This is a genomic window from Nocardioides guangzhouensis (genome assembly GCF_004519545.1).
Taxonomy (GTDB): Bacteria; Actinomycetota; Actinomycetes; order Propionibacteriales; family Nocardioidaceae; genus Nocardioides; species Nocardioides guangzhouensis.
In genome coordinates this window covers 111648-123762 of the sequence record NZ_SDKM01000014.1, presented here as the reverse complement: position 1 = coordinate 123762, position 12115 = coordinate 111648, and the positions used below count along the sequence as shown (strand labels likewise).

Annotated in this window: 9 protein-coding genes; 1 reads left to right on the top strand and 8 read right to left on the bottom strand. The window is 71.7% G+C overall.

Annotated features, from left to right (window positions below; genetic code table 11):
* The 7 genes from EKO23_RS11460 to EKO23_RS26455 form a co-directional block, all read right to left on the bottom strand.
* Positions 1 to 1714: polysaccharide deacetylase family protein (locus EKO23_RS11460; RefSeq protein ID WP_167880431.1), on the bottom strand; the 1714-nt coding region annotated here is incomplete at its 3' end.
* A gap of 256 nt (positions 1715 to 1970) precedes the next feature.
* Positions 1971 to 2801 carry a septum formation family protein gene (locus tag EKO23_RS11455; protein WP_134717323.1) on the bottom strand — a complete coding sequence of 277 codons (831 nt, stop codon included), beginning with the start codon at positions 2799 to 2801 and terminating at the stop codon, positions 1971 to 1973.
* Positions 2798 to 3610, bottom strand: a complete 813-nt coding sequence (locus EKO23_RS11450) for a septum formation family protein (protein WP_246051032.1) — start codon at positions 3608 to 3610, stop codon at positions 2798 to 2800. Before EKO23_RS11450 ends, EKO23_RS11455 begins: the two co-directional genes overlap by 4 nt.
* An 85-nt stretch (positions 3611 to 3695) precedes the next feature.
* Entirely contained in the window at positions 3696 to 4190 is a 495-nt protein-coding gene (locus EKO23_RS11445; RefSeq protein WP_134717321.1) for a flavodoxin family protein, read from the bottom strand.
* Positions 4191 to 4200: 10 nt separating this feature from the next.
* On the bottom strand, positions 4201 to 4695 hold the full coding sequence (locus EKO23_RS11440) for a hypothetical protein (protein ID WP_134717319.1): 495 nt from the start codon (positions 4693 to 4695) through the stop codon (positions 4201 to 4203).
* Between the two features lie 96 nt (positions 4696 to 4791).
* Positions 4792 to 6072, bottom strand: coding sequence for an apiosidase-like domain-containing protein (locus EKO23_RS11435; RefSeq protein WP_167880430.1), 1281 nt, complete (start codon positions 6070 to 6072; stop codon positions 4792 to 4794).
* Positions 6073 to 6547: 475 nt separating this feature from the next.
* The gene (locus EKO23_RS26455) at positions 6548 to 7555 is read right to left on the bottom strand and encodes a GNAT family N-acetyltransferase (protein ID WP_134717315.1); all 1008 of its coding nucleotides are present in this window, start codon (positions 7553 to 7555) and stop codon (positions 6548 to 6550) included.
* Between the two features lie 168 nt (positions 7556 to 7723).
* Here EKO23_RS26455 and leuA point away from each other — a divergent pair, with 168 nt between their 5' ends.
* Positions 7724 to 9445 (top strand): 2-isopropylmalate synthase, encoded by a 1722-nt coding sequence (gene leuA, locus EKO23_RS11425; RefSeq protein WP_134717313.1) that lies wholly within the window; start codon positions 7724 to 7726, stop codon positions 9443 to 9445.
* Between the two features lie 212 nt (positions 9446 to 9657).
* Here the strand turns inward: leuA and EKO23_RS11420 are convergent, their stop codons facing one another.
* The gene (locus tag EKO23_RS11420; RefSeq protein WP_134717311.1) at positions 9658 to 12081 is read right to left on the bottom strand and encodes an ATP-binding protein; all 2424 of its coding nucleotides are present in this window, start codon (positions 12079 to 12081) and stop codon (positions 9658 to 9660) included.
* Between the last annotated feature and the right edge of the window lie 34 nt (positions 12082 to 12115).

The window sequence follows — 12115 nt, the reverse complement described above, 5'->3', positions numbered from 1 at the left end:
TGACCGACTGGGCGGGGCCGGCCTCGGCCACCGGCGGCTGGTTCGATCCAGCGCCTGCCGCGCCCCTCACCGCGACCAGGACCGCCTGGTGCTGGCCGGCCGGGCCGGTGTAGCTGGCTCCGGAGGCCGTCTGCGTGCCTGCTACCGCGGCCTGGCGGTAGGCGACGGTGCTGCAGTCCCTGTCCTGCGCCTCCGTGAAGCCGGTGGGTGGGGTGTGCTGGGAGGCCGGCTCGTCGTTGCGGCCGAACCAGGCGAGCAGCGGCGCGGTCGTCGTCGACACGCTGACGCTCGGGAAGGTGGTGGCCGAGGCGGCGCTGGCCTGGTTGATGGCCTCGATCGGATCTCCGGTGGAGGGGCCGCCGGAGACCGCGATGGCGTGGCCGGAGGACCAGCGGCCGCCGCTCCACGTGAACTGGTAGCTGCCGGTGTCGGCGGCGGTCAGGCGCTTCCAGTAGATCCGGACGGTGTCGGTGCCACCGGTGTAGGTGGCCTTCAGCGTGAACCCGGCGGGGGCGGTGATCGCCGGAGCGCCGCCCCAGGTCGCGATGGACGCCACGACGATGTCGCCGGCGGCGGCACCGGACGGCACCGGAACGTTGGCGGCGGTGGCATAGGCGTCGTCGCCGGTCGAGGAGCTCGAGCGGAAGGTCGGCGTCCCCTCCGGTGGTGGAGCGGTGACGCTGACAGTCACGGTGTCCGGAGGTGAGGTGAACTGTCCGTCGTTCACGGTGAGCTGGAAGGTCAGGTTCGCTGCGGTGGCCGGCGCGGTGAAGGTGGGCTTCGCCGCGGTGGCGCTGGAGAGGGTGACGGCCGGCCCGGCGGTCTGGGTCCACTGGTAGGTCAACGGGTCGTTGTTGACGTCACTGCTGCCGGTGCCGTCGAGGGTGACGGTCGACCCGGTGGCCACCGACTGCGCCGGGCCGGCTTCGGCGACGGGAGGTTGGGGCCCGGGCGGGGGCATGACCTCGCGCACCGTCTTGATCACGGTCCCGTTCGCAGAGCGCGGCTGCAGCCAGTCGAGGAACTCGTCGATCTCCTCGTCGATCGGGGAGTAGAACTCGTGCATCACGTACACGATCCACTTCTTCCCCGACGACGCCTCCGCCGCCAGCACGTCGTTCTTCAGCGCCTGGAGTCCTTCCGACCCGTCCAGGCTGTCGCGGACGATGCGGACGGCATACGGGTCGGCCGGGGGAGCGGTCTCCCCCCGGAAGGTGTCGATGGTCCGGGCCGACGAGTAGCCGGCGTCCTGGACCATCTGCTGCTCAGGGGGGCCGTAGTACCCGACCGGGTAGGCGAACGAGACCGGCCGCGGGAAGCCTTGGGCCTGCAGGGCGGTGACGTCCGCCTGGATCTCCTGCCGTGCGGTCGTCTCGCTCACCTCGGTGAGCTCGGTGTGGTGAGCGGTGTGCCCCGCGATCTCGTGGCCTGCGTCTGCGATGTCATGCAGCTGCGACCAGCTCATGATGCCGTTCGTTCCCATGAGGCCGCTGTTCACGTAGAACGTGGCCTTGGCGCCATGGGCGGCAAAGATCGGGAGCATCGGGTACTGGCTGGCACGCGCGTCGTCGAACGTGAAAGTCACGATGACGTGGTCCTCGACCGCCTCGGCCGGGGCGGAGGAGAGACCGACGAAGAACCCGCCGAGAACCACTCCCGCCAGCAGCCCGGACAGTCCGCGCCTCAACGACGTGTTCCACTCGAAATTGCGCACCAGCTGCTCCCCCGTGCCCCTCGTGAGACGAAACCCGAGGCACCGCGTGTCCCCCCGGTCACCTGACGCTCGGCTCGTCTGTCGGCTGGACCCTCATGGTGCGGGTTGTGCCCAGTCCGGTCCAGCCCTGGTGGGGGTGGTCTACCGAGAACTGGGATGGAACTGGGGTCGCCGGAACCGGGCGAGCCACGTCAGGGGTAGCCCGGACGCGGCATCGCCGGCTGGGACGGCGGGGTGGCTGTGGTCCGGCGGCCGGTCAGGCCGGCGCCCAGCACAGCGCGTAGTGGCGCCCGGACTCCCACTGGGCCTTCGTCGGCAGCTCGAATCCCCAGTCGAAGCTGAGTGCGTCGTCGGCACGGCTGCGGGCCGTGTCCCTGCACCCCTCCTCCACCGCGGCCGGTGCCTTGGTCGGATGCGCCGTGCCCGGGATGTCGACGGTGTCCACGGCCTGCCACGAGTGCTTCTCGGCGCAGATCACCCGCTCGAACCCCTTGGTCCCCGGTTCGGCGGTCCCGCAGATGCCGTACGTCGCGAGCCCGTCCTCGCGGTCCAGCGCGCCCTTCAGGGACCCGCGCAGCGTGGCGAGCCGTCCCTCCGACTCCACCGCGATCACGTCGCAACGGAACCACGACTGGCCCTGGTCCGACTGCTCCACGGTCGGGCTGAACCAGACGGTGGAGAGCATGCTGAGCCGCCGAGCCCGCTCGTCCCCGCCGACGTACGCGGCGAACTTCTCCGGGCAGGTCCGCGCGAGCTGCTCGCGGACCCGGGTGGAGTCGACGGCGACGAGATGCCCGTCGACGAGCGTGTCGAGCTCGCCGACGTGGAAGGTGCGGGCGGTGAACTCTCCCGAGCAGGGAACCGGCTTGCGGTGGGTGGTCGGCGCCACCGCGTCGTCGTACGCGAGCCGGTAGCAGCGGTCGTTCCCGGGCTTCCGTGCCGGCGTGGCCGGCGTGGGCGTGGACTCGGGGGCCGCCGTGGAGCTGCTCGGGTCCGCCTCGGGCTTGCCGCCGTCGTCCTGGCACCCGGCCAGCAGCGCGACGCCCAGGCCGGCGGCCAGGAGGGCGTCGAGGAGTCGTCGGGTCACTGGTTCGTCTTGGCCCAGCAGACCGAGCGACGGTTGCCCGCTGCCCACTCGGCCTCGTGGAACCAGGTGTAGGCGAAGTCGTAGTCGACCGGGTAGTTCATCCAGGCGCCCACGGAGTCGGAGCAGAACTCCCGGGTCTTGACCTCGACCATGCGGTCGCCGGGGTACGAGTCGCCCTCGAGCCCGACCTTGATCGTGGTCACCGCGCGCCAGGTGTGCCTGAGGTTGCACGGGATCTTCACGTTGCCGGACACCGACGGCCCCTTGACGCAGACCATCCACTTGTCGGGCGGGCTGCCGAGCAGCAGGCCCTTGGCGGTGCGCGGGAGCAGCACGAAGTCGCGGGACTGCTCGGCGCCGCCGACCACGTCGCAGCGGTACCACCGGGCACCCTTCTCCCACGCCTTCTCCGACGGGCGGAACCACGCCCAGCTGAGGACGGTGCGCATCACCAGCGACTCGTCGGCGCCGAGGAAGTCCTCGAACTCCTGCGAGCAGGTGCGGTAGGCGAAGCGCGCGAGCTCGGCGTCGTCGTACGATGCGTCCTCGAACTGGCTGGGCAGCTCGCCGACGGCGTACGTCTCGGCGGTGTGCCGCTCCGTGCACTCCACGGTCCGGCTCGCGTTGTCGGGCCGGCCGACGTCGTCCGGGGTGAGCTGGCGGCAGGCGCCGAGCTCGGGCTGCTCGACCGAGTCGACCTGGTCCGGGTCCGCGTCCGGGTCGGCCCCGCCGTCCCCGCAGCCGGCGGCGAGCAGCAGGCAGGACGCCGTCAGCGCGATCGCACGCAGCAGCGTTCGTCCTCGGGGCACGGAACAGTCCTTCAGGTCTCGGGGCGTCGCGATCGTACCTTCCGTCCCTGGCCGGCCCACCCCGCCCCCTCGGACCCGTCCGGGGTCAGCAGCCGGCGACCAGCGCCCCGAGCGTGCCGCCGAGCTCGTACGCCGCCTCCGTGTGCTCGTCGGTGACCTCGCCGAGCACCTCCAGCACGTCGTACGACTGCTTCCAGCCGAGGGCCTGGACGATCGACTGCACGGAGCGGACGGCGCCGGTGAGGTCGTAGCGGCCGTGGACGTAGAGGCCGTACGGCCGGCCCTTGGTGACCCCCTCGCTCGGGTCGGCGGCGCCGCTGGGGTCGAGCGCCCCGCCGACCTGGAGGAACGTCGAGTCGAAGAAGTGCTTGAGCGCCCCGCTCATGTAGCCGAAGTTGGCGGTGGTCCCGAGCAGGTACCCGTCCGCGGCCAGCACGTCGTCGGCGGACGCCTCCAGCGCCGGCCGGACCACGACGTCCACGCCCTCGAGGGCGTCGTCGTTCGCCCCCGCCACCACCGCGTCGGTGAGTGACCGCAGGGAGCGGGTGGGGGAGTGGTGCACGATCAGCAGCGTGGCCATGCGCCCGAGGCTAGTCCGAGCGCGCCGGGCAGGACCGCCCCGCGGCCCGTACCGTCAGCCTGAGCGCCTGCCGGGCCGCGCGGTGCGCGCCGGCGGTGGCCCGGACCACGAGCCTTCCGGTCCCCGCCCGGACCGGGGTGCCGTGCAGCCGGCCGCCCGCGTCCAGCCGGACACCGTCCGGCGGGCGTCCTCCGACCACCGACCAGGCGAACGGTCCGACCGCCCCGCTGGCCACGAGCCGGGCCGAGTACGCCGTGCAGGCCAGGCCCACCGGCAGCTCGTGGGTGAGGACCCGCGCTCGCGGCGGGGGTGGAGGCAGGGGCGCCGGTCGGGCCAACAGCTGCGACCAGCCGGGTGCGGGTCGTGCGGCCGCCCGTTCGACGGCCGGGCTCGGTCCCGGCCCGACGACGACCGTCGACCAGGCGAGGGCGGCCAGGCACACGAGGACCACGCCGGCCACCACCTGGCCCTCCGGCGCCTCGCCGGGCGACCGACGTACCCCCATGGGTCGAGTATCCGCAGACCGGGTCTGCAGCGACCTCGGGTCGGACCCCGGGCGGGACCCCAGACAGCGTGGGGGCCTTCGACGGGGTCGGGCGGGTCAGCGGGCCCTGGTGGACCGGAGGACCAGCAGCCAGTCGTTGGCGCGGTCCCCGTGGGGCACGGTGCGCGAGTACCGCGCTCGGGCCCGCGTTGCGACGCTCTTGCCGTTGACCGGGTTCACCCACCGGGCGGTGTAGCCCGGCCCCATCTTCGACTGGGCGATCGTGATCGGACGTCTGGCGTCCGGCAGGTAGATCACCGCCAGCTTCCCGTCCGTCGTCCGGGCTCCCGTGACGTAGGTCCCTCCCCGGTCACCCGGCAGGTACTCGTTCCGAGCACTGCCCCTGGTGCCGCGGCCAGCCGTGATGAAGGACGAGGAGAAGTCCGGCCGCAAACGGTGCCATCCGGGCAGTCGGGCGAACACCCGCCTGATCGCCGAGACCTGCCGTGCCCCGGGAGAGGTGAGGGCCGCGTTGGTCGGGGACCGGTCCCAGACCCGCTCGGAGCCGTAGAACTCGCCCGGGGAGCCAGAGGTGAGCGCCCACGCCGCCATCGACCGCAGGTAGCGGTTGGTCACGTCCGGGTAGTCCTCGTAGTGCGTCTCCCCCATGAGCGCCGGGATGTGGCGGCCGCCGGGCGTGGTCTGCCGATATGCCCGTTGCACCATGGCGTACGTGACGGCGTAGGAGTACACGAAGTTGAAGCGGACGCGACGTGCCCAGTACCGCGAGTCGAGAGAGGTGTCCTGAGGCTGGAACTGGATCGTGGACGGGCGGTCGCGCCGGGTCACCGACGCGATCCCGGCGAGGACGGCGCTGAAGCGCGGGTCCTCGGGGCCGTCGATGAAGTAGTCACCGCCCACCGCCCAGAAGACGTTCGGGTGACGGTCCATGCGCCTCCCGACGGCGACGCCGTACCTGCGTGCGGTGGTGGTTCCCCACTCCTTCCCGAGCCCGTTGTAGGCGTCGGTGCCCGCCCAGCCGTCGAGGGGATAGGCCATGACGGAGATGTTCAGCGATGCGGCCTTCCGCATGAAGTGATCGACGCGGTCCCAGTACCTGTCGTTCAGCCGGGCCGGGTTCCCGGCAACGAACGGCCGGACTCCGTCGTACGTGGCGCCGGAGTCGGCGGGGCCCCCGTTCGCCGTGTTGCCGAGCAGACTGACCAGGACCGTGTTGAAGCCCTGTCGGGCCCGGATGGACAGGTAGCTGTCCATCCGTGAGCGGGAGGCGTTGACGAGGAGAGCCCACGGCGAGTCACCCTTGATCAGGATCGGGCGGCCCCGCTGGTCGACGAAGTAGCGACCGTTGCGGCTGACTCTGGTCACGAAGCGCTTCACGGGAACCCGTGCTTGCGCCGCTCCCCGGGTTGACGCGTGGTCAGGCTCGGTCGGAGTGCCGCTGCGGGCAACACCCGCCGCAGGGTCGCTGCCCGGCGTACCGGCGCACGCCGCTGCGGAGGCGCTGAAGCACAGCCCGACGGTGAGGAGCCACACCAACCAGTGGGACCGGGCTCGCGGTCCGGCCGGGCTCCTGAACAGGACCGAGATGGCGCACCCCCGTGTGACTTCGTGCCGCGCCCGCCGGGCGGGAACGACGGCGGGCAATCGTCTCCGAGTATGGGACCGCTTCGGCCACGGGTCAGGGACTTCGACCCCGGGAAGGACCCCAGTCCGGGTCCCTGCCCGTTCGGGCCACCTCCGCGTCGTCCCGACGGGCTACCCGCGCACGTCCCGAGACCGGCGCGCGCCGACTCGCCGTGGACGAGGAGCACGTGTCCTTCGTGCTCCACGACGACGCCGCCCGCGTGCCCCGCTACCCCAACCGCGTCCGGGCACCCTGGTGCTCGGCCACCAGGCGGCAGCCGAGCCGCTCGTTGACCGCGATCATGTGGTGGTTGTCGGTCGCGTTCCAGGTGTCGGTGGCCGCGACCTCGGGGCGCTCGTCGGTGATCCAGCGCAGCATGTCGGCCTTCATCAACAGTCCGAGCCGGTGGCCGCGATGGGCGCGGACCACGCTGGTGTCCTCCTGGAAGCCGACCGTCGGCAGGAACTCGTCCACGCAGAGCAGGGACATCCCCGCCCAGGCGCCGGTGCCGCGGTGCCGGGCGAGCACCCGGTAGGTCGTCTGGCGGCGGGCGGCCATCGCGGCGTCGTACCGGCGCACCCGGTCGGCGGTCCACACGTCCGGCTCGTCGTCCGGATCCTCCAGCGGTGCGTCGTTGATCGCGTCGTGGACGGCGACCAGGTCCTCGAGCCGCTCGTCGGGGGCCGGACCGGCCATCCGGACCAGCTCGTAGTCGCCCGCGTGCGCCGCCGCCTCGTCGTACAGCCGTTCCCAGGTGGAGCGTGGCGTGCCGTGCAGGTCCAGCCGACGGACCGCCATTCGCGGCACCCCGCCGACGGTCCACCCGTGGTGGCCGAGGAACGCCAGCCCCGGGCCGGTGGTGAACGCGCCACTCAGGAGCCGGGTCCGGCCACAGGCGCGGGCCAGGTCCACGCAGGCCTCCAGCAGCGCGCTTCCCACGCCCCGGCGCCGGTGGTCGGGGTGCACGTGGCCCCGGGGCATCGCCGCGTCGGTGTTCTCCTCCCACGGGAGGTTCATCTCGGCGTACCCGAGCATCCGGCCGGCGTCGTTGCGTGCCACGAACACCGCACCGACCGGCCGGCCGTCGCTGGTGTGCTGCAGGAACAGCAGCCGGGTCGGCCCGATGGGCGCAGGCAGCACCACGCCGTCGGCCTCGCGGGAGGCGCTCACGACCGCGGCCATCTCGTCGGCGGTGTCGAGGTCGCAGGTCATCGGGTCGAGGGGGGTGATCTGCACGAGGCGTGAGACTACGGTCCCGCGGGCCGGAGACGCACGCTAGATTGGGTCACGTCATGACGCGTCAGCTCCTTCTTCGGTGCCGCAGCGGGGCCTGATCAGGCCGGACCCCTCGCTGCGGAGAGCGTGCTGCGCCCGGCTCCCGATCCATCTGGCGAGGACCCTCCCATGACCCACCTGAGCAACACGCACAACGACCAGCGCGGCAGCGGCATGCCGATCGCCCGCTACCGCCCGTTCCCGCCGGTCGACCTGCCCGACCGGACCTGGCCGTCGGCGACCATCACCCACGCCCCGCGCTGGCTGTCGACCGACCTCCGCGACGGCAACCAGGCGCTCATCGACCCGATGACCCCGGCCCGGAAGATGACCATGTTCGACCTGCTGGTCCGCATGGGCTACAAGGAGATCGAGGTCGGCTTCCCGTCCGCCTCCGAGACCGACTTCGCGTTCGTCCGCCAGCTCATCGAGCAGGACCGGATCCCCGACGACGTCACGATCTCCGTGCTCACCCAGGCCCGCGAGGACCTGATCGAGCGCAGCGTGCAGTCGCTGGTCGGCGTACCCCGCGCCAACATCCACCTCTACAACGCGCTGGCCCCGCTGTTCCGCCGCGTGGTCTTCCACGCGGGCAGGGACGAGATCAAGGACATCGCGGTCCGCGGCACCCAGCTGGTCATGAAGCACACCGAGAACTACCTCGACGCGACCGTGATCGGCTACGAGTACAGCCCCGAGATCTTCACCGGCACCGAGCTGCCGTTCAGCGTCGAGGTCTGCGAGGCGGTCAGCGACGTGTGGCAGCCCGACGACGGCCGCGAGATCATCCTCAACCTGCCGGCCACCGTCGAGATGGCCACCCCGAACGTCTACGCCGACCAGATCGAGTGGTTCTCCCGCCAGCTGACCCGGCGCGAGCACACCGCGATCAGCCTGCACCCGCACAACGACCGCGGTACGGCGGTCGCGGCGACCGAGCTGGCGATGATGGCCGGAGCCGACCGGGTCGAGGGCTGCCTGTTCGGGCACGGCGAGCGCACCGGCAACGTGTGCCTGGTGACCCTGGGCATGAACCTCTTCAGCCAGGGCATCGACCCGATGATCGACTTCTCCGACATCGACGAGGTGCGCCGCACAGTGGAGTACTGCACCCAGCTGCCGGTGCACCCGCGGCACCCCTACGCCGGCGACCTCGTCTACACGGCGTTCTCCGGCTCCCACCAGGACGCGATCAAGAAGGGCCTGGAGGACCTCGACAAGCAGGCCTCCGACCAGGGCGTCCCGGTCTCCGACCTGCCGTGGGAGGCGCCGTACCTCCCGATCGACCCGAAGGACGTCGGCCGCACCTACGAGGCGGTCATCCGGGTCAACAGCCAGTCCGGCAAGGGCGGCGTCGCGTACATCCTCAAGGCCGAGCACAAGCTCGATCTGCCACGCCGCGCACAGATCGAGTTCAGCCGGGTGGTCCAGCACCGCACCGACACCGAGGGCGGCGAGATGGCGCCCGAGGAGATCTGGTCGGTGTTCTCCGCGGAGTACCTCCACCGCGAGACCCCGCTGAAGCTCAACTCGGTGCACACCTCGTCGGCCGCCGGGGAGAAGGACCGGCTCTCGGTCAACGTCTACGTCGAGGGCGAGCTCCAGACGCTCACCGGTGAGGGCAACGGCCCGATCGCGGCGTTCGTCGACGCCATCAACGGGCTCCCGCAGGACTTCGACGTCCGGGTGCTCGACTACCACGAGCACGCGCTGTCGGCCGGCGGCGACGCCATCGCGGCGGCGTACGTCGAGTGCGCGGTGGGGGACCAGGTGCTCTGGGGTGTCGGCCTGGACGCCAACATCGTCACCGCCTCCCTCAAGGCCGTGATCAGCGCCGTCAACCGCGCCTGACCGGGGTTGCCGGGAACCGTCATGCGGCCGCAATTGCAGCCGCATGACGGGGAATCGGCGGCCGGTGCTGTCGTGAGGCCGCAATTGCAGCCGTACGACACGGATTGGTCGTGCTCGACTCGTCGCGGGGCTGCAATTGCAGCCGGATTGCAGATTTCCGGCCCCGGACCATGTGATGCGGCCGCAATTGCGGGGTCACGACAGCACCCGGGTCAGGTCGCGCTGAACTCCGGCCGCGAGGGGTGCCGCAGCAGCGGCAGCCGGACGGTGAAGGTGGTGCCGGCGAGGTGTCCGGAGCGTACGTCGATCCGGCCGCCGTGCGCGGCCACGATCGAGGCGATGATCGACAGGCCGAGGCCGGTGCCCTGGATCGCGCGGTCCTGGGCGGTGGAGGAGCGGAAGAACTTCGAGAACAGCTCCTTCTGCTCCTCCTCGGGGATGCCGATCCCGGTGTCGGTGACCTCGAGGCGGGCCTCGCCGTCGACGGTCGAGAGCCGGCAGGTGATGGAGCCGCCGTCCTCGGTGAACTTCACGGCGTTGGAGAGCAGGTTCATGAGCACCCGGTCGAGGTGTCCCTCGTCGCCGATCACGGTGATCTCGTCGTCGGGCACCTCGAACCGCACGCCGAGGTGGCGGCTGGCGAGCATGGGGCGCATCGCCTCCTCGCCCGCGGCGACCAGCTTGCCGAGGTCGACGGCGTTGCGCTCCCACGCGGTGTTGCCGGACTCGAGCCCGGCGAGCGTCAGCAGGTCGCCGGCGATGCCGATGAGCCGTTCGCCGTTGCGGGCGATCGCGTCGAGCAGCGGCAGCTGCTCGGGCAACGGGTCGCCGGCCGAGCCGTCGCGGAGCATCTCGGTGTACCCCACGATGCTCGTGGTGGGAGTGCGCAGCTCGTGGCTGACGGTGGAGACGAACTCGTTCTTCGCCGCGTCGAGCTGGCGCAGCCGCTCCACGCCCTGCCGCTCCTTCTCGAGAGCGGCCACCAGCATCTCCTGGCTGCGTCGCTGGTCGGTCACGTCCCGGCCGACGCAGAGGTAGCCGATCTTCTTGCCGACGACGTTCTCGACGACGCTGATCGTGGTCGACACCGCCACCGGCCGGCCGTCGGCGCGCACCCAGGTCCAGTCGCGGGTCTGCGGCGCGCTGCCCCTGTCGACGTCCTGCACGAGGGCCTCGAACGGCGACGCGGCGCCCTGGCGCTGCACCCACTGGGCGAGCTGGTCGGGGTCGATGAACTCGGAGATCTTGCGACCCATGACCTGGTCGGCGTCGCGGCCGAGGATCTGCTGGGCGCCCCTGTTGAACAGGGTGATCCGGCCCTGGTCGTCGAGCCCGACCAGCGCGGTCGCGATCGTGGACTCGAGGAGGTGCCGGATCATGCCGGAGGTGGTGCGCTCGCCGGTCACGTCGACCCCGGTCATGACGGCGTAGATCGGGGTGCCGGACTCGTCGCGGACCAGGTCGTTGTTCCAGACGATGCGGAGCCGGTCGCCGGAGGCGGTGGCGATGTCGGCCTCGCGGCTGCCGGGGATCTGCGAGCCGTCGCCGCCCTCGAACATCCGCTGCACGGTGCCGACCCGCTCCGGGAGCGTGAAGCCCTCCCACAGCGGGCGCCCGACGATCTGGTCCTCGAGGAACCCGGTCAGCCGGAACGTCGCGGGGTTGGCGCGCAGGATCGTGCCCTCGAGGTCGGAGACGAGGATGATCGCGTTGGTGGTGTCGAGCGTGATGTTCGTGAGCTCCCGCTCGGTGGTCAGCCGGGAGAGCAGCTGGGCCCGCTGGGCGACCGCGAGCGAGAGCGGCAGGCACATGAGCGCGGCGCAGACGAGGTAGCTCTGCACGAGCGCCCCGGCCATCGCGGGGTCGATGGACTCCGACCGCTCGCCGACCGCGAACGGGCCGCCGCCGCGCGCCGTGAGGAACGTCGTGAGCACGCCGAGCGCCAGGAGCTGGCCGCTGACCACGACCGTGCCGAAGCGGAGGCCGGCCCAGATCAGCAGCGGCAGCGGCAGGAACACCAGTGCCAGCGGCTGCTCCGGCCAGAAGACGGCCAGCGTGGCCACCGTGAGCAGCGCCGACTGGAGCACCAGCTCCGAGCGGTGCGCCACCGTCGTGCGCTCGTTCCAGATGAGTGCGAGCGGGACGATCACCAGGGTCGAGGCGAGGTGCGACGGGGTCACTGTCCGGACCGCCTCCCACGCGTCACCGCCGGTGACCGCGACCGACAGGCCGATGCCGACGCCGACGGTCACCGCGCCGAGCACGCAGGCCACGACCAGGCGGAAGAAGTCGTCCGGGGACTCGAAGCGGGGCTTGTCGTGCGGTCGGCGGCGCAGGAACGCGCCCGCGACGAGCGCCTCCGCGGCGTTGCTGATCCCGAACAGCAGCGACAGCTCCGGGCTGCGGCCCGCGGTGAGGTTCGCGAGCCCGCTGGAGACCGCGATGCCCGCGACCAGCGTCGGCCACCACGAGCGGGGGCTGAGGACGATGAGCACGACCGAGACGCCGGCGGCCGGCCACCAGGTCGCCACCGAGCTGCTCTCGGGCGCGAAGTAGACCGCCGAGATGCCGCAGACGTAGACCAGGGCCAGGAGCGCTGCGGCCCACAGGACGCGCCGGCGCGGCTGGACAGTCATGGACGCCAGTCTGTCAGCCCGCCTCGGCGATCGG